This window comes from Microvirga massiliensis (assembly GCF_001006805.1).
GTDB lineage: Bacteria > Pseudomonadota > Alphaproteobacteria > Rhizobiales > Beijerinckiaceae > Microvirga > Microvirga massiliensis.
Genome location: NZ_LN811350.1, coordinates 273,661 through 291,100 on the forward strand (window position 1 = coordinate 273,661; position 17,440 = coordinate 291,100).

The 17,440-nt window shown below is 65.6% G+C and carries 20 protein-coding genes and 1 pseudogene; 13 read left to right on the forward strand and 8 right to left on the reverse strand.

The genetic code is table 11. The annotated features are described in order from the left end of the window. The first annotated feature begins 72 nt into the window (after nt 1-72). Both rbfA and truB read left to right on the forward strand, forming a co-directional pair. Nucleotides 73-588, forward strand: coding sequence for a 30S ribosome-binding factor RbfA (gene rbfA / locus BN1233_RS01175; RefSeq protein ID WP_082145081.1), 516 nt, complete (start codon nt 73-75; stop codon nt 586-588). Then, nucleotides 585-1,493 (forward strand): tRNA pseudouridine(55) synthase TruB, encoded by a 909-nt coding sequence (gene truB / locus BN1233_RS01180; RefSeq protein ID WP_082145082.1) that lies wholly within the window; start codon nt 585-587, stop codon nt 1,491-1,493. The genes rbfA and truB overlap by 4 nt, the downstream gene beginning before the upstream one ends. A gap of 96 nt (nt 1,494-1,589) precedes the next feature. Here the strand turns inward: truB and BN1233_RS01185 are convergent, their stop codons facing one another. Then, on the reverse strand, nt 1,590-2,132 hold the full coding sequence (locus BN1233_RS01185; RefSeq protein ID WP_046861680.1) for a ferritin-like domain-containing protein: 543 nt from the start codon (nt 2,130-2,132) through the stop codon (nt 1,590-1,592). A gap of 316 nt (nt 2,133-2,448) precedes the next feature. Between BN1233_RS01185 and rpsO the strand changes: the two genes are divergently transcribed. From rpsO to BN1233_RS01200, 3 genes are all read left to right on the forward strand, one after another. After that, a complete protein-coding gene (rpsO, locus tag BN1233_RS01190) occupies nt 2,449-2,718 on the forward strand; it encodes a 30S ribosomal protein S15 (protein WP_046862336.1) in 270 nt (89 codons plus the stop codon). A gap of 294 nt (nt 2,719-3,012) precedes the next feature. Further along, the gene (gene pnp / locus BN1233_RS01195) at nt 3,013-5,187 is read left to right on the forward strand and encodes a polyribonucleotide nucleotidyltransferase (RefSeq protein WP_046861681.1); all 2,175 of its coding nucleotides are present in this window, start codon (nt 3,013-3,015) and stop codon (nt 5,185-5,187) included. Between the two features lie 122 nt (nt 5,188-5,309). Further along, nucleotides 5,310-5,678 carry a RidA family protein gene (locus BN1233_RS01200; protein ID WP_046861682.1) on the forward strand — a complete coding sequence of 123 codons (369 nt, stop codon included), beginning with the start codon at nt 5,310-5,312 and terminating at the stop codon, nt 5,676-5,678. A gap of 157 nt (nt 5,679-5,835) precedes the next feature. Here the strand turns inward: BN1233_RS01200 and hslU are convergent, their stop codons facing one another. Both hslU and hslV read right to left on the reverse strand, forming a co-directional pair. Then, nucleotides 5,836-7,143, reverse strand: coding sequence for an ATP-dependent protease ATPase subunit HslU (gene hslU / locus BN1233_RS01205; RefSeq protein WP_046861683.1), 1,308 nt, complete (start codon nt 7,141-7,143; stop codon nt 5,836-5,838). A gap of 77 nt (nt 7,144-7,220) precedes the next feature. Then, nucleotides 7,221-7,751, reverse strand: a complete 531-nt coding sequence (gene hslV, locus BN1233_RS01210; protein ID WP_046861684.1) for an ATP-dependent protease subunit HslV — start codon at nt 7,749-7,751, stop codon at nt 7,221-7,223. 138 nt (nt 7,752-7,889) lie between these two features. Here hslV and hisB point away from each other — a divergent pair, with 138 nt between their 5' ends. From hisB to coaA, 8 genes and pseudogenes are all read left to right on the forward strand, one after another. Then, nucleotides 7,890-8,477, forward strand: coding sequence for an imidazoleglycerol-phosphate dehydratase HisB (gene hisB, locus BN1233_RS01215; RefSeq protein WP_046861685.1), 588 nt, complete (start codon nt 7,890-7,892; stop codon nt 8,475-8,477). Between the two features lie 13 nt (nt 8,478-8,490). Beyond that, nucleotides 8,491-8,988 carry a DUF2628 domain-containing protein gene (locus BN1233_RS01220; protein ID WP_046861686.1) on the forward strand — a complete coding sequence of 166 codons (498 nt, stop codon included), beginning with the start codon at nt 8,491-8,493 and terminating at the stop codon, nt 8,986-8,988. Further along, on the forward strand, nt 8,985-9,635 hold the full coding sequence (gene hisH, locus BN1233_RS01225) for an imidazole glycerol phosphate synthase subunit HisH (protein ID WP_046861687.1): 651 nt from the start codon (nt 8,985-8,987) through the stop codon (nt 9,633-9,635). The genes BN1233_RS01220 and hisH overlap by 4 nt, the downstream gene beginning before the upstream one ends. Nucleotides 9,636-9,723: 88 nt before the next feature. Continuing rightward, on the forward strand, nt 9,724-10,467 hold the full coding sequence (hisA, locus tag BN1233_RS01230; protein WP_046861688.1) for a 1-(5-phosphoribosyl)-5-[(5-phosphoribosylamino)methylideneamino]imidazole-4-carboxamide isomerase: 744 nt from the start codon (nt 9,724-9,726) through the stop codon (nt 10,465-10,467). Beyond that, a complete protein-coding gene (gene hisF, locus BN1233_RS01235; protein WP_046861689.1) occupies nt 10,467-11,279 on the forward strand; it encodes an imidazole glycerol phosphate synthase subunit HisF in 813 nt (270 codons plus the stop codon). The genes hisA and hisF overlap by 1 nt, the downstream gene beginning before the upstream one ends. Before the next feature lie 21 nt (nt 11,280-11,300). Continuing rightward, nucleotides 11,301-11,530, forward strand: a pseudogene (locus BN1233_RS49440) (DUF6429 family protein). Between the two features lie 136 nt (nt 11,531-11,666). Then, nucleotides 11,667-11,987, forward strand: coding sequence for a phosphoribosyl-ATP diphosphatase (locus BN1233_RS01245; protein WP_046861690.1), 321 nt, complete (start codon nt 11,667-11,669; stop codon nt 11,985-11,987). 54 nt (nt 11,988-12,041) lie between these two features. Continuing rightward, complete coding sequence (gene coaA / locus BN1233_RS01250) at nt 12,042-13,055, forward strand: type I pantothenate kinase (RefSeq protein WP_244889816.1); 1,014 nt, start codon at nt 12,042-12,044, stop codon at nt 13,053-13,055. A gap of 67 nt (nt 13,056-13,122) precedes the next feature. Here coaA and BN1233_RS01255 read toward each other — a convergent pair whose 3' ends face one another. From BN1233_RS01255 to BN1233_RS01275, 5 genes are all read right to left on the reverse strand, one after another. Further along, nucleotides 13,123-14,130, reverse strand: a complete 1,008-nt coding sequence (locus tag BN1233_RS01255) for an adenosine kinase (protein WP_046861691.1) — start codon at nt 14,128-14,130, stop codon at nt 13,123-13,125. Between the two features lie 113 nt (nt 14,131-14,243). After that, on the reverse strand, nt 14,244-14,660 hold the full coding sequence (locus BN1233_RS01260; protein ID WP_046861692.1) for a helix-turn-helix domain-containing protein: 417 nt from the start codon (nt 14,658-14,660) through the stop codon (nt 14,244-14,246). 215 nt (nt 14,661-14,875) lie between these two features. After that, nucleotides 14,876-15,442 carry a Smr/MutS family protein gene (locus tag BN1233_RS01265; protein ID WP_046861693.1) on the reverse strand — a complete coding sequence of 189 codons (567 nt, stop codon included), beginning with the start codon at nt 15,440-15,442 and terminating at the stop codon, nt 14,876-14,878. A gap of 9 nt (nt 15,443-15,451) precedes the next feature. Beyond that, nucleotides 15,452-16,618 (reverse strand): murein transglycosylase A, encoded by a 1,167-nt coding sequence (mltA, locus tag BN1233_RS01270; RefSeq protein ID WP_147706917.1) that lies wholly within the window; start codon nt 16,616-16,618, stop codon nt 15,452-15,454. Further along, on the reverse strand, nt 16,615-17,322 hold the full coding sequence (locus BN1233_RS01275; protein ID WP_046862339.1) for a Tim44/TimA family putative adaptor protein: 708 nt from the start codon (nt 17,320-17,322) through the stop codon (nt 16,615-16,617). The genes mltA and BN1233_RS01275 overlap by 4 nt, the downstream gene beginning before the upstream one ends. Nucleotides 17,323-17,440 lie beyond the last annotated feature (118 nt).

Sequence of the window (17,440 nt, forward strand, 5' to 3'; positions counted from 1 at the left end):
TCGGGTTTGGATTACGCTCACGCCAAGGCTGGGCGTCGTTGAACCGCCCGGTCCGATCCCGGAGCTTTCGAAATGGCAAAACGCTTTGACCAGACGGCGTCCGGTCCTTCGCAGCGACAGCAACGGGTCGGCGAGCTCGTACGCCATGCCCTCGCCGAAGTACTCGCCCGTGGAGACCTCCAGGACGAGGTGCTGTCCAGCTATTCCGTGACGATCCCGGAAGTCCGGATGTCACCGGACCTCCGTCTCGCAACGGCCTATGTGATGCCGCTCGGCGGGCAGGACGAAGGCACGGTGCTCAATGCGCTCGTCCGCAACCGCAAGATCCTGCGGCAGGAAGTGGCGCGGCGCGTGAATCTGAAATTCGCACCCGACCTCCGCTTCCTGCGCGATGCGAGCTTCGACGAGGCCGCACGGATCGACGCGCTCCTGCGCTCCGAAAAGGTGCGGCGCGATATCGGGGCCGACCCTTCGGACGAAACGGACGAGCACGGCGAGACCGCAACCGATGCATCGTCGGGCCCGGACACCGAACCGCGAGATCGGGACGGGCGTTCAAACGATTCCGACAAAGACGAGGTTGTATGAGCCAGGACTCGAGAAGACCTCCCGACCGCCCGCGCAAGCGCGACGTCAATGGCTGGATCATTCTCGACAAGGGAGTCGGGATGACCTCCACCCATGCCGTCGCGGCCGTGAAGCGCGGGCTCTTCGCCAAGAAGGCGGGACATGCCGGCACGCTCGACCCGCTCGCCTCCGGTGTCCTCCCGATCGCCCTTGGGGAAGCCACGAAGACGGTCCCCTTCGTCATGGACGGGCGGAAGTCCTACGTGTTCACCGTTGCCTGGGGCGTCGAGACCAATACCGACGATGCGGAAGGCGAGATCGCCGGGCGCAGCGACATCGTCCCGGCCGCTTCCGAGGTCGAGGCGCTCCTGCCGCGGTTCACGGGCCAGATCGAGCAGGTGCCGCCGCGTTTTTCCGCCATCAAGATCCAGGGCGAGCGCGCCTATGATCTCGCGCGCGACGGCGAAGTCGTAGAGCTCGTCGCCCGCCGCGTCGAGATCCACCGCCTGGCCCTCGTTGCCCATGAGGGAAATCGCAGCGTGCTTGAGGCCGATTGCGGCAAGGGAACCTATGTCCGCGCGATCGCCCGGGATCTCGGACGCACGCTCGGCTGCCTCGGCCACGTCGCCGCCCTGCGAAGGACCCGCGTCGGCCCCTTCACGATCGGCGAAGCGATCACGGTCGACGAGCTCACGGAGGCCGACGTCTTGCGTCCCGTTGAGGCAGCCTTGAGCGAATTGCCGTCTGTCGCCGTGAGCCGCGACGCCGCAACCCGGCTGATGCGCGGACAGCCGACCATCCTGCGCGGACGGGATGCGCCCCTTGCCGGCCCGATTTACGCAACCTGCAACGGGACTCTCGTGGCCGTCGGGACGATCGAGCGCGGCGAACTCGTCCCGCACCGGGTGTTCAATCTCGGGGCATGACGTTAAACATCGGCGCCACCAGCTTCACCGGCTTGCTTTCGCAGCCGGTGAAGCTGAAATGCTGCGCTCTCTGAACATCGCGCAACCGAGAAAACCTCACCGATCGGCTTTGCGACCGCTGTCGTAGAGCCGCATATATTTGAGCGTGAGATCCGGGGTCATGTCCCGCAGCGCCTTGGCCATGTTCTCCTCCTCCTGGAGAGTGGCCTGCAGAGGCTGCACGTGCTTGGCATGCCCGGTGGCCTCCGCCATCGTGATCAGTGATTGATACGAGGCGATCTCGTAATTCTCGAAGGCGTGGTTCGCGAAGTGGTTCTTGAGAATTTCGTCAGGCATGACGGTATGCATCAGGGCCGCCATGTTCCCCGAGATCTGCGTCGCCATGTCCTTCAGGAGCGACCGGTCCTCGCCGAAGGAGTGGAGGATCTCGTCGATCCGCCGGAGCTGCCCCTCGGTTTCCTTGATGTGGGCCCGCAGAAGACGTCCGACCTCCGGGTAATTTTCGATCCGCTCGAGTTGCCGCTCCATGAGTTGCAGAGCCTGTTTCTCGAGGGCGTGCGCGTTCTGGAGGCCGGTGATGTAGTTGTCGAGGGCCGAATGCGAGGTGAAGGTCTTGTCGGTCGTGCTGGCTGTCGCCATGGTGGATGCTCCGGGATGCCTGCGATTGGCGCGTCAACACCCGCCACGAACTTCCTGTTCCGCATGATCCGTTCTCGCCAGCAAGCCGTCGGAGGCCGAGGCCGTAGCCCGAACAGGGCTGGAACAGATCGTCGCGGCCACGCTGGCGTTTGCAAGGCTTTCGTGTATGGTGCGCCCGTTCCGCCATGGGCTCCCCTGCGGAACCCGCTCGAGATCCCGACCGCGCTGGACGACATCCCGGCCCGGCCCACTCGAGCGATCCGGCCCGCGCGAGATGCGCATCCGGGCCATTTCACTCCAGCCGAAAGGATATGCGATGTCGATTACGGCCGAGCGCAAGACGGCGCTGATTCAGCAATTCGCCAAGAAGTCCGGCGACACTGGCTCTCCGGAGGTCCAGATCGCCATTCTGACGGAGCGCATCACGAACCTGACCGAGCACTTCAAGACCCACACGAAGGACAACCACTCCCGTCGTGGGCTCCTCAAGCTCGTGTCTCAGCGCCGCTCTCTTCTGGACTATCTGAAGAAGAAGGAAGAGAGCCGCTACCGCACGCTCATCGAGACTCTCGGCATCCGCCGCTGAGTTTCGCAAGACCGCCCGAGGTTCTGCCTCGGGCGGTTGCGATGCTTCCCGCAAAAGCTGCATCGCTCCAGTCGAAACGCCCGACGAGACTCGTCGACGTTTCATACAGAACCCGCAGGGCACGGCCCTGACGGCCGGACGCGAAGCACCGGCGCTTCCGTCCCACTCCGAGGCGAACGACACGATGGCCAGGGCAGGATTGCAAGAGGCTTCACATCGCGGCTGATGCCCGCGAGGAGCCTCTTGCCGTCTTGCTCATGGCATCGGGCCGGCGCCTGACCATGGAAGAAAGACATGTTTGACATTCAACGCGAAGAAATTCTCTGGGCCGGGCGCAAGCTCGTGCTCGAAACCGGCAGGATGGCGCGCCAAGCAGATGGCGCCGTCCTTGCGAGCTATGGCGATACCACCGTCCTGGCCACGGTCGTATCCGCCAAGGAGCCGAAGCCCGGCATCGACTTCTTTCCGCTCACAGTGAACTATCAGGAGCGCACCTACGCTGCCGGCCGCATCCCGGGCGGCTTCTTCAAGCGGGAAGGCCGCCCGAGCGAGCGCGAGACGCTGATCTCCCGCCTGATCGACCGTCCGATCCGCCCGCTCTTCGTCGAGGGCTATCGGAACGACACGCAGGTCATCGTGACCGTGCTCTCGCACGACCTCGAGAACGATCCCGACATCCTCGCGATGGTCGCGGCCTCGGCGGCGCTCACGCTCTCCGGCGTTCCCTTCATGGGCCCGGTCGGCGCCGCGCGCGTCGCCTATATCGGCGGCCAGTATCGCCTCAACCCGCCGATTCCCGAGATGGAGGAATCCGTGCTGGATCTCGTCGTGGCGGGCACGACGGACGCCGTCCTGATGGTCGAGTCCGAGGCGAAGGAGCTTTCGGAAGAGATCATGCTCGGCGCCGTGATGTTCGGCCACAAGCACTTCCAGCCGGTCATCGAGGCTATCGTCCGGCTCGCCGAGAAGGCCGCGAAGGAGCCGCGCTCCTATGAGCCGGCCGACGCCTCCGCGATCGAGACGGCCGTCCTCGAAGTCGCGGAAGCGGACCTGCGCGAGGCCTACAAGATCACGCGCAAGCAGGATCGCTACGATGCCGTCGACGCCGTGAAGGCGAAGGTGATCGAGAAGCTCTGCCCCGCAGAGGGTGAGCAGGCTTTCGATGCCGAAAAAGTGAAGGCTGTGTTCAAGGACGTCCAGGCGAAGATCGTGCGCTGGAACATCCTCGACGAGGGCAAGCGCATCGACGGTCGTGACGTAAAGACCGTGCGTCCGATTCTCGCCGAAGTCGGCGTTCTGCCACGCACCCATGGGTCGGCTCTGTTCACGCGCGGCGAGACTCAGGCACTAGCCGTCGCGACGCTCGGCACCGGTGAAGACGAGCAGATGATCGACTCGCTCGAAGGCACCCGGAACGAGTCGTTCATGCTGCACTACAACTTCCCGCCCTATTCGGTTGGCGAGACCGGCCGCATGGGCTCGCCGGGCCGTCGTGAGATCGGCCACGGGAAGCTCGCCTGGCGCGCCATCCATCCGATGCTGCCGCCGGCGCACGAGTTCCCCTATACGCTACGCGTGGTCTCGGAGATCACCGAGTCGAACGGCTCGTCCTCGATGGCGACCGTCTGCGGTTCGTCGCTCGCGCTGATGGATGCCGGCGTCCCGCTGCGTCGTCCGGTGGCGGGCATCGCGATGGGACTCATCCTGGAAGGCGAGCGCTACGCGGTTCTCTCCGATATCCTCGGCGACGAGGACCACCTCGGCGACATGGACTTCAAGGTGGCGGGAACGGAGCAGGGCATCACCTCGCTCCAGATGGACATCAAGATCGCCGGCATCACCGAGGAGATCATGCGGGTCGCCCTCGCCCAGGCCAAGGATGGTCGCGCCCATATTCTTGGCGAGATGAACAAGGCGCTGACCGCGCCGCGGGCCGAGCTCGGCGAGCATGCGCCGCGCATTGAGGTCATGAACATCCCGACCGACAAGATCCGCGAAGTGATCGGAAGCGGCGGAAAGGTCATCCGCGAGATCGTCGAGAAGACCGGTGCGAAGATCGACATCAACGACGACGGCACCGTGAAGATCGCGTCCGCCGACGCCAAGTCGATCAAGGCCGCCTATAACTGGATCCGCTCCATCGTGGCGGAGCCGGAAGTCGGCATGATTTACGAAGGCACGGTCGTGAAGGTGATGGAGTTCGGCGCCTTCGTGAACTTCTTCGGGTCTCGGGACGGCCTCGTGCACATCTCTGAGCTCGCGCCGCGCCGCGTCGCCAAGGTAACGGACGTCGTCAAGGACGGCGACAAGGTGAAGGTGAAGTTCCTCGGGATGGACGAGCGCGGCAAAGTCCGTCTCTCGATGAAGGTCGTCGACCAGGAAACGGGCGAAGACATCACCGAGAAGCTCAAGGCCGAGCGCGAAGCCGAACGCGCCCAGCAGCGGCAGCAGCAGGCTGCAGGCGAGTAAGACTGCAGGCGATCGGCCTGTCCAATCCGAACCCCCGCACGGACGTGCGGGGGTTTTTTCTTGCCGCATCGATCGGCTCGGGTCAGAACAACGGCATTGCTCGCTTCAACCGGAGAGCCTTTATGAGTGCCAGCAAGGATCAGTCGATTACACGCATCAAACCGGGGCCACGCATGAGCGGCGCCGTCGTGCACGGCAACACGGTCTATCTTGCCGGTCAGGTTGCAAATCGGGCTGCGGGCCAGAGCGTCACGGAGCAGACGCGCGAGATCCTCGAGATCATCGACAATCTGCTCGCGGAAGCAGGCACCGACAAGTCCCGTCTCCTGATGGCCAATATCTGGCTCACCGACATGGCGACGTTTCAGGAAATGAACGCGGTCTGGGATTCCTGGGTGTCGCCCGGAAACGCACCGGCCCGCGCCACCGTGGAAGCAAAGCTCGCCGCCCCGGCCTTCAAGGTCGAGATCGCGGTGATTGCAGCGCGCTGATCAGTGCTGCACTTTTCATCTGCGCTGTGATTGCAGATGTCGGCGCTGCCGCCCTCACCCGCACATCACCTCTCCCCTGGAGGGAGAGGTCGACGCCCGAAGGGCGGCGGGTGAGGGGGGATACACCGCGCTTTACAAGTGAAGCGCAACCAAACCCTTACAAAATGAAGCGGCTCAGATCCGCGTTCTTCGCGAGATCCTCGACCTGCGCCCGCACATAGGCGGCGTCGATCCGGATTGATTCGCCGGATCGGTCGGGCGCCGTGTATGACACTTCGTCGAGGACGCGCTCGAGCACCGTCTGAAGACGTCTCGCACCGATATTCTCGACCATCGAATTCACTTCGACCGCGACTTTCGCGAGCGCGTCGATGGCGTCTTCGCTGAACTCGAGCGTGACGCCTTCGGTCTGCATCAAGGCGACGGATTGCTTGATGAGGCTCGCCTCGGTTTCCGTCAGGATTCGGCGAAAATCATCGACGGTGAGCGGCGACAGCTCCACGCGGATCGGCAAGCGGCCTTGCAGTTCCGGCAGGAGATCCGACGGTTTCGAGAGATGGAAGGCGCCGGATGCGATGAAGAGGATGTGATCCGTCTTCACGGGCCCGTGCTTCGTCGCGACCGTCGTTCCCTCGATGAGCGGCAGGAGATCACGCTGCACGCCTTCGCGGGAGACGTCGGCTCCGACCCGGCCTTCGCGTGCACAGATCTTGTCGATCTCGTCCAGGAACACGATGCCGTTGTTCTCGACCTCGCGGATCGCGTCGGCGACGATCGCGTCCTGATCGAGAAGCTTGTCGGATTCCTCCGCGACCAGCGGCGCATAGGCATCGCGCACGGTGAGACGACGCGGCCGTGAGCGGCCTCCGAACGCCTTGCCGAGCATATCCCCGAGATTGATTGCCCCCATGGATGCACCCGGCACGCCGGGGATCTCGAACATCGGCAGCCCGGGAGCGGAACCCTGCAGCTCGACCTCGATCTCCTTGTCGTCGAGCTCGTTGTTCCTGAGCTTGCGGCGAAAACTCTCGCGCGTCGCGGCGCTCGCCGTCGCGCCGACGAGCGCATCGAGCACGCGCTCCTCCGCACTCAGATGAGCCTTCGCCTCGACCTTGCGGCGCTTCTCGTCCTTCACGAGCCCGATGCCGATCTCGACGAGATCCCGCACGATCTGCTCGACGTCGCGGCCGACATAGCCGACCTCGGTGAACTTCGTGGCTTCCACCTTCAGGAACGGCGCGCCCGCAAGCTTCGCCAGCCGCCGGGAGATCTCGGTCTTGCCGCAGCCGGTCGGCCCGATCATCAGGATGTTCTTCGGCGCAACCTCTTCCCGCAATGGCCCCTCGAGCTGCTGGCGCCGCCACCGGTTGCGCAGGGCAATGGCAACCGCACGCTTGGCGTCGTGCTGGCCGACGATGAAGCGATCGAGTTCGGAAACGATCTCGCGCGGGGAGAAGGTGGTCATACGGTATCCGGCGTTTGGTTCACGAGGTGGATGTCATGCAGCGCGTCATCGTCGCGCCGGTTCTGCAACACGAAAGCTCAGCGCTCGTCGAGCGTCTCGATCACGACATTCGCATTCGTGTAGACGCAGATCTCTGCAGCAATGGCGAGCGAGCGGCGCACGATCGTTTCCGGATCGTGATCCGAATCGGAGAGCGCACGCGCCGCGGCGAGTGCATAGTTCCCGCCGGATCCGATCGCCATGATGCCGCCTTCCGGCTCCAGCACGTCGCCGGCCCCGGACAGGAGCAGGCTGACTTCCTTATCGGCGACGAGCATCATGGCTTCGAGCCGCCGCAGGTAGCGGTCGGTCCGCCAATCCTTCGTGAGCTCCACGCAGGCCCGCATGAGCTGGCCGGGATATTGCTCTAGCTTCGCTTCCAGGCGCTCGAACAGCGTGAAGGCGTCCGCGGTGGCGCCCGCGAACCCGCCGATCACCTGTCCTTTCGCGAGGCGGCGCACCTTGCGCGCATTACCCTTCACGATTGTCTGCCCGAGGCTGACCTGGCCGTCGCCGCCGATAACCACGCGTCCGGCCTTCCGGACCATCAGGATCGTCGTGGCATGCATGCGAGGAGGATCGTCGGACAAGGTCGGGAGCTCCGGAAAAAGCCTGACTTAATCATCGCTTGCCCAAAAGCAACGCGGGTGGTCTTTCATGGTCTGCCTTGTTAAGAGACCGGCTCTTCCTGCAGCCTCGAGGATTCCATGCGCGCCGCGAGCGTCAGCCGTCGCACCGCCGAGACGGACATATCGGTCGAGATCAACCTCGATGGATCCGGGCGCGCCGAGGTCGCGACGGGGGTCGGCTTCCTCGACCACATGCTCGAGCTCCTGGCAAGGCATGCGCTCATCGACCTCACGGTGAGGGCCGCCGGCGACCTTCATGTCGACCAGCATCATACCACGGAGGATACGGGCATTGCGCTCGGCCAGGCCTTTCTCAAGGCGCTCGGCGACAAGGCGGGCATCGCACGCTATGCGGATGTGCATCTCCCGATGGACGAGACCCTGACCCGCGTGGCCCTCGATATTTCCGGCCGGCCGTTCCTCGTCTTCCGGACGAGCTTTCCCACCGAGAAGATCGGTGCCTTCGACACGGAGCTCGTACGGGAATGGTTCCAGGCCTTCGCGATGAATGCCGGCCTGACCCTGCACGTCGAGACACTCTACGGCGAGAACAGCCATCATATCGCCGAGAGCTGCTTCAAGGGGCTGGCCCGTGCCCTGCGTCGTGCCGTTGCGACGGACCCGCGAGAGGCCGGACGCGTTCCGTCCACCAAGGGAACTCTCTGAAAGAGCCGCGCCCATGCGCACATTCACGTTGCATTTCCCCCGCGATACCGAGCCGGGTGATCAGGCTGCCCTGGCGCGAGCGGAACTCGTCAAGGACGGCTTCGTCTGGGGAGCCTTCCTGTTCAGCTTTCTCTGGTTCTTCTTCCATCGCCTCTGGCTGGCGGGCCTGATCGTCCTCGTGGGCGCCGTCGGCCTTTCCGCAATCCTGGCCTTCATCAACGCCGGCGAGCTGGCCTCCACCGCAGCTTTGTTCCTCTATGCCCTTCTCGTCGGTCTCGAGGCCAACAGCTTGCGCCGGTGGACCTACGCCCGGCGCGGTCGTCCCGCAATCGACGCAGTCAGCGCCGACAGCGAGGAGGAGGCCGCCTTTAAGGCCTTCGGTCGTGCGCTCGAGCAAGATCGCGAGCACATGGCCTCGATGGCGACCCGCACGGTTCCCGCTGTCCTGCCGCGCCGGAACGATCCCGATGCGGTGATCGGCCTCTTCCCCAGCCCGGAGCCACGCCGGTGAGCGTGGCGATCATCGATTACGGATCGGGCAATCTTCACTCGGTCGCCAAGGCTTTCGAGCGGGCCGCCGAGGAGGCCGGCCTCACCGAGGTCATCACCGTGACCAGCGATCCCGATACGGTGCGGCGCGCGGATCGCATCGTCCTTCCGGGCGTCGGGGCCTTCGCGGATTGCCGGCGCGGACTCGATGCGGTGCCCGGGATGGTCGAGGCTCTGACCGAGGGCGTTCGCGAGCGCGGACGTCCCTTCTTCGGCGTCTGTGTCGGAATGCAGCTGATGGCGAGCCGCGGTCTCGAATACGAGACCACCGAGGGGCTCGGCTGGATCCGGGGAGACGTCAAGGCGATCACGCCCGACGATCCTTCCCTGAAGATCCCGCATATGGGCTGGAACACCCTGGAGACGCGGCGCGACCATGCCTTGTTGGATGATATTCCAACAGGGCCGGACGGCCTTCACGCCTATTTCGTGCACTCCTATGCGCTGCAGCCGGAAGATGCCGGCGACGTCGTCGCGACATGCGCCTATGGCGGGCCGGTCACCGCCCTCGTGGCCCGGGACAACATGGCCGGCGCCCAGTTTCATCCGGAGAAGAGCCAGACGCTAGGGCTCCAGATGATCGCGAATTTCCTGAGATGGTCGCCGTGATCCGTGAGCCCGCCGCTCCGCCGGTTCGAACCGGGCATCATCCGATTCTCCCATCCTGCTTGCTGATCGATTTCCCGAGGCCATCGCCGTGATCCTGTTTCCCGCCATCGACCTCAAGGAAGGCCGCTGCGTCCGGCTCGTCCAAGGCGACATGGATCAGGCGACCGTGTTCAACGACGATCCCGCAGCGCAGGCGGCCCTGTTCAAATCGCAGGGTTTCGCCTGGCTGCACGTGGTCGATCTCGACGGCGCCTTCGCGGGACGGCCGATGAATGCGGCAGCCGTGGATGCCATCCTGGCGCGCATCGGCATTCCCGTACAGCTCGGCGGCGGGATCCGCACCATGCGCACGGTGGATGGCTGGCTCGAGAAGGGGATCGCCCGGGTCATCATCGGAACGGCGGCCGTCCGGGACCCGGATTTCGTCAAGGAGGCGGCACGGCTTCACCCGGGGCGGGTCGCCGTCGGGATCGATGCCAAGGATGGGCTCGTGGCCGTCGAGGGGTGGGCGCAGACCTCGACGCTCAGCGCCGAAGAGCTCGGCCGCCGCTTCGAGGATGCCGGGGTCGCGGCCATCATCTACACCGACATTGCCCGCGACGGCGTCCTCAAGGGCCTCAACATCGAGGCGACGCTCGCCCTCGCTCGCGCGGTGTCGATTCCCGTGATCGCCTCGGGCGGCCTTGCCTCCATGGCCGATATCGAGCGCCTGGCCGAACCGGATTGCGCCATTCTCGGAGGCGCGATCACGGGGCGCGCCCTCTATGACGGCCGGATCGATCCCGCCAGGGCGCTTGCCCGGCTGGCCGGCAAAGGCACGGAGGCCGCGTGATGCTGAAGGTTCGTCTGATCCCGTGTCTCGACGTCAAGGACGGTCGGGTCGTGAAAGGCGTGCAGTTCGTCGACCTGCGCGATGCCGGCGATCCCGTCGAAGCCGCCAAGGCCTACGACGCCGCCGGCGCCGACGAGCTGTGTTTCCTCGACATCACGGCGAGCCACGAGGATCGCGGCATCCTGCTCGACGTGGTGCGCCGCACGGCGGAGGCCTGTTTCATGCCGCTCACGGTGGGCGGCGGCGTGCGCAGTGTCGACGATATCCGGCGTCTCCTGCTCGCGGGCGCCGACAAGGTCTCGATCAACACCGCCGCCGTGAAGAACCCCGATTTCGTCCGCGAGGCTGCCGAGAAATTCGGTGACCAATGCATCGTGGTCGCCATCGACGCGAAGCGGGTTTCGGCCGATGGCGAGCCGGCGCGCTGGGAGATCTTCACCCATGGCGGCCGCAACCCGACCGGTCTCGATGCGGTGGAGTTCGCAAGGAAGGTCGCATCCCTCGGGGCTGGGGAATTGCTGGTCACCTCCATGGACAGGGACGGCACGAAGGCGGGATATGATCTCGCCCTCGCGCGGGCGATCTCCGACTCCGTTCCCGTCCCGGTCATCGCCTCGGGTGGGGTCGGGACCCTCGATCACCTCGTCGAAGGCATCCGGGACGGGCATGCGAGCGCCGTCCTGGCAGCCTCGATCTTCCACTTCGGCACCCATTCGATCGCCGAGGCCAAGGCCTATATGGCCGAGGCGGGTCTCAGGGTACGGCTCGACCCTCCGAACCGGCCCGTTCGGCCCGGGCGCGCAGCAGCGTGACCCCTGCAAGGGATCGATGTCATGGACGTCGACGAGGATAAGACCGACGAGGCGGTGCTCGTGCTTTTGTGGCTCACGCTGCATGACGGAAACCGGGCCTGGAAAGGCTTCGACTGGGATGCCCTGGATCGTCTGCACGGCAAGGGCCTGATCGGGAATCCGGCCAACAAGGCCAAATCGACCGTCCTGACCGAGGAGGGCTGCAGCGCGCCAAGGAACTCTTCCATCGGCTCTTCGTGCGCCCGGCATAGCCTCTCCGGGCCGAGACTGTCTTTCCGAGGCCGGAATCGCTCCTGGCGTTCTGTCCGGGCACGATTGTTGCGGAAAAGCGGTTTCCCCTGTTGCGAATGATGCTCTAGAGCATGCCGGTCCAGTTGGATCTACCGTGTGACCGCATTCACCCTTTCTGATCTCGCGCGCATCGTGACCGAGCGCGCCGGAAGTCCACCCTCGGAATCCTATACCGCCAAGCTTCTGGAAGGCGGTGCCTCGCGAACCGCGAAGAAATTCGGGGAGGAGGCCGTCGAGGCCGTAATTGCCGCGACCACCGGCGACCGCGCGGGTCTCGTCGCAGAAAGCGCCGATGTGCTTTATCATCTTCTCGTCATGCTGCACGGGGCCGACGTGCCGCTCGAGGAGGTACTTGCGGAACTCGAACGCCGGACGGGCCGCTCCGGTCTCGAAGAGAAGGCGTCCCGAAAGCAGTGACGTCCTGCACGGAGCAGGCGCCGGGCTTGTCGGATGGACCGGGACAGGTGACGCATGATGATCGAATTGGGAACAGCAACGGAAACGACGGATCAGTTCCTGGGGCGGCCGCCCCCTCCCGAGGCGGCCGTGTCTCCGTCGCCCTATCGTACGTTCTCTCGGGACGAATGGGCGCGGCTGCGCGCTGACACGCCGCTCACGCTGACGGCCGAGGACGTGCTTCGGCTGCAGTCGCTCAACGACCCGGTCTCCCTCGACGAGGTTGTCGAGATCTACCTGCCGCTGTCGCGGCTTCTCTCCCTCTACGTGGCGGCGACGCAAGGATTGTTCAAAGCCACGCAGCGCTTCCTTCTCGCCGAGAACGAGGGGAAGGCCCCCTACATCATCGGCCTTGCGGGATCGGTCGCGGTCGGCAAGTCATCGACTGCACGTCTCCTGAAAGCGCTCCTGGCCCGCTGGCCGAATACCCCGAAGGTCGATCTCGTCACGACCGACGGCTTTCTCCTTCCGAATGCCGAGCTCAGGCGGCTCGGCCTGATGGAGCGCAAGGGCTTTCCGGAGAGCTACGACACCGGCGCCCTGCTTCGCTTTCTCGCGCAGATCAAGGCCGGGGGGCGGAACGTCAAGGCGCCCGTCTATTCTCATCTCGTCTATGACGTGATCCCCGGAGAAGAGATCGTCATCGAGAGTCCGGACATCCTGATCGTCGAGGGCCTCAACGTGTTGCAGCCGGCGCGGCTCCCGAAGGACGGCACGGCCATTCCCTTCGTGTCCGACTATTTCGACTTTTCGATCTATATTGATGCCGACGAGGAGGACCTGCGGCGCTGGTACGTGAACCGCTTCCTCACGCTCCGCCACACGGCCTTCCGGGATCCGAAGTCCTTCTTCCACCGCTATGCGGAACTCTCGGAGGAGGATGCCGTCGCGACGGCCGAAGGCCTCTGGCACAGGATCAATCTCCCGAACCTGCGGGAGAACATCGTTCCGACCCGCCAGCGCGCGGGGCTCATCCTGCGCAAGGATCCGAGCCATCGGATCGAAGAGGTGGCGCTGCGCCGCTTGTAAGGCAGCGCGTCACCCCATGATCTCTGCAACGATCGCCTGAACGCGGGCTGCCCTTCCCGTCGCGGGTTCAGGTCATCCCGTCCAGCAGGCCGGCCTGACGGGCGAAATCGCGAAGGTTCGCCTGTGGGCGGGCTCCGATATGGGTGATGATCTCGGCCGCCGCGAGGCCGCCGAGGCGTGCGCAATCGACGAGGTCGAGTTCGCGACTCAGGCCTGCGAGGAATCCCGCCGCGAAGAGATCTCCGGCTCCCGTAGTGTCGACGACCGCCTCGACCGGATGAGCCGGCACCGCGTGCGTCTCCTCGCGGGTCACCACGAAGGCTCCGTCGGCGGAGCGGGTGACTACGCCGAGAACGCCTTCCCCCCGAAGCGCCGCGAGCGCCGTCTCCGGGTCGGAGGTGCCGTAAAGGCTCTGGAGTTCGTGAATGTTCGCGAACAGGATATCGAGGCTGCCGTCCCGCATGAGTCCGAGGAACTCGTCCCGGTAGCGGTCGACACAAAACGGATCCGAGAGGGTCAGCGCGACACGGTTGCCTGCCTCGTGCGCGATGCGGACGGCCTTGCGGAAAGCCTCCTTCGCGGCCGGCGGATCCCAGAGATATCCCTCGAGATAGACGAAGCGCGAGCCCCGCACCGTTTCGTCGTCCACGTCGTCCGGCGTAAGGTTCTGGCACGCGCCGAGATAGGTGTTCATCGTGCGCTCGCCGTCGGGCGTCACGAGGATGAAGCTGCGCGCCGTTGCAGGACCGTCGCCCGCGAAGGCAACGTCGTAGTGAACGCCCGCGGCGCGAAGATCATGCGCAAAATGGCGACCGGTCTCGTCGTCCCGGACCTTGCCGATGAATCCGGAGCGGACGCCGAGTGACGCGATGCCCGCTGCGGTATTGGCGCCCGAGCCTCCCGACACGATCGTCGCCGGGCCCATGGCGGCGAAGAGCTGCTCGGCGCGCGCCTCGTCGATCAGCTGCATGGCCCCCTTGTGGACGTTCTGGGCCAGCAGGAAGGCCTCGTCGGTCCGAGCAATCACGTCGACGATGGCATTTCCGAGAGTCAGGACATCGAGGCTGTGGGGCATGGGACCGCGCTGGTGAAGGGGGGTGGCGGCCTTTCGCATCCCCCGGCAGGAGGGTCAAGCCGGGCCGGTCGCCAGGCCGGCCCTGGAGAACCGCACCCCTGCAAGGAAGAGATTCAGGGCGGAGGGGTCCGGACTTCCGGCTCGTCGCCGCGAGCGCCGGCCGGAGCCCGGCGAAGGAGGGCCTCGTCAAGCACCGCAAGGATCTCCGCGATCTCTTCCGGATTCAGGCTCCTGATCTCGCGGGAGAGGCGGTTTGCCAGAAGCGTCGCTTCCGGCGAGAGGCGCGCCGTGTCGATCTTCACACGAGGATCCGAAAGGTCGGCAAGACGGGCAAGCTCGTCCGCCTCGTCCCAGATGATGTTGAAATATTGCAAAGTCCCCTGGATCAGCGTCCAGGTCGGCTTGCCGCGTTCACCGCGCTCCAGCGCCGAGAGATAGGCGCTCGAGACGCCGAGATGGGCCGCCATGTCCTTGAGAAGGAGGCCGCGTTCGCGGCGCAGCCGCCGAACCCGTTCACCGAAGGGTGTCATACCACGGGCCCTGCTTGCCGATTGGCGGGCCTGGCGCGGTCACGATTCCTGACCAAGCCACACCGGACGTCAGAACCGCAGGCCGTCGGTGTCATGCGCGCAATCCGGGAGCATGTCCGTTCCGCCTCATCATGTCCGAGATCCCGCATGCCGTCGAGCGGGCGTCCGAGCCGCGGTGCCGTGACGGCCGACCGGGAAACGCCCGATGCCGCTATTCATGCCCGAGATCCCGCGTGCCGTCGACGGAGTCGGACGTACAATGCACCGGAACCGCCATGGTGAGGAGAGGCCTCCTCGAATCCGAGCACGAGGGATCGGAGGTCTGCCAGCCGCAGCCAATGCGGGACGACCCTGCGCAGGACGCCCCGCTCCTCGAACGGTCCCTCGCCCGCGGAGGCGCCGCCCTTGCCCGTCACGACGAGAACGAGGCTGCGACCTTCTCCCTGTGCGCGGCGCAAGAAGCCGATCAGGACGGCATGGGCCTGATCCTGACGCATTCCGTGGAGGTCGAGGACGGCGTCCGGACGCTCGGTCCCGCGCCGCAATTTCAGGCGTGTGCGGCGCTCGAGCGGCGCGAGCGGGGGCAGGGCAGGAGGGGCCTGCACGCGCGCGACCCTGTCATCGCGGATCGCCTTCGGTTGGGCCGAGCCGCTCTCGGCCGGAGGCTGCGGAGTCGGAGGCGCCTCCGGGATCTCGCGCCCCGGGAGAGGCACGGTCCGGCGGGCAACTTCGGCCCAGAGCCGCTGCTCCTCAGCGCTCAGAATCCTCACTCGCCGCCGCATCCCCGGCCTTCATGGATTCTGCGCCGGACGCGGGCGGAGGACGACGAAATCGGTGGTGTGCCGTAGAAGCCCCGCCCGCGTCCCCGCGGCCGCTCCGCTTCCGAAGAAGAAATCGCCCCGGGCCGGACCAACGATCGCGGATCCGGTATCCTGCGCGATCATCAAGCGGGCCAGCGGCTCGGTGCGCGACAGGGTCACGGGGAGTTCGCCCTCCAGCCAGAACGGCAGACCGTAGGGCCAGAGACCGCGGTCCACCGCGAGCGACCGGCCCGGGGTAAGGGACATGCCGGCGCCTCCGATCGGGCCGTCCTCGGAAGCGAGTTCCTCTGCCTCCCGGAAGAAGATGTAGGAGCGGTTTTCCTGCATGAGCGTCCGGGCCGGTTCCGGGTTGTCGCGCAGCCATTGCATGAGCCGTTCGAGGCTCATCTCCTCGAGGGGGATCTCGCCCATCTCGACGAGGCGACGCCCGATCGACGTGTAGGGATGGCCGTTTCGTCCGGCATAGGCGACCCGCGTGGCCGTCCCGTCGCGAAAACGGATCCGAGCCGAACCCTGGACATGGATGATGAAGGCCTCGCCCGGCTCACGCAGATAGACGATGGGCCGCGCCCGGTCGCCGAGCGCCCCGGCCTCGATCGCCGCACGATCCGGATAGGGCTCGTAGCCGGAATTCGTCCTGCGCGCGGCCTGCAGAGACGGATTGATGCCCGGCAATCGCTCACTCGCCCGGATCGTCACGAGATCGTCGGGTCGCGCCAGGAGCGGGGTACCGAAACCGTCCCCGGGGCTGCGCGACCCCAGGAATTCAGGCTCGTAATATCCCGTCAGAAACCCGCTGCCGGAAGGCGGATGAATCCGGAACGGGCTGAAATGAGTCTCGAAGAAGGTGCGCGCTGCCGCTCGGGAGAGTTCTCCGGCCGACAGGGCGATCCCGCAGACGGCGCGGAGATCCTGTTCCGTGTCGCGGGCGGGCCGAAGCGGCTCGGCCTCGCCGAGCCCGACCTTGCAGGTTCTCTGAAACGTGCGGAACGCGGCTTCGTGATCGTCGTCGGCCCAGCCGCTCAGGGCCTCGAAGGCGATGGGCTCGAGCCGAGCGGGAAACGGGTCCGCGCTGCAGGACATGGACGTCAGGATCCCGGCCACGAGGCCGCTCGCAACCCGCAGGCCGCGATTCATTGTCCTGCTTCGGTCGCGATCAAGCGCCAGTTCGGGTCCCGGCTGCCGAGTTTCCGGTCGAAGGTCCAGACATCGGTCACATCGACGACCGCATCGGAGCTTCCGTCGACCACCGCGCCGCTCGCGTCGCGGGTCGCCGTGATGAGCTTCGACAGGAAGCGGACCGTGATCTCGCCGGTGCCCTGACGGACCTCGGCGCCGACGATCTCGGCCTTGTCGATGGAGACGAAGGTCGTCTCGACCTTCTCGCCTCGGCGTTCCCGATCGATGATGGCCTTCTCGAAACCGTCGTAGACGTCCTTCCGGAGAAGATCCTTGAGCGCGCGGCGGTCGCCATGAGCGAAGCTCATCACGATCATCTCGTAGGCGGCTTTGGCCCCTTCCAGGAAGGTGCCGGCGTCGAACGACGGCTCGGCACGGGCGATCTCGTCGAGGCCCGCAGCAATGGGGGATCCCGGTTCCGCAAAGCCCTTCCAGCGATCTGCGGGCGGTGTCGGCGCCGGCTGCGCGCCCGGCAGCCGGACGACGTTGTCCTGCTCGGGGCCGTTGCCGGAGGGTCGTGACTGTTGGTCGCGGCGCGCCAGCGGATCGAACGGCTGCTGCTCGTGACCGGTTTTCTGTCCGAGAACTGAACGCAGGCGCCAGATCACGAAAACGGCCAGGACGAGAAAGATAAGGGTCGTGACGTCGAAGCTGTCCTGCATCATCGATCCGGTCTGAAGTGTCGGCCTCGGCCGTTCTGGCATCGCCGGGTCAACGGCGCGGGCTTGACGCCTGCCATATGGGGTGTGGTCGTGGTATCATCCACCTCTTCCGTCGACA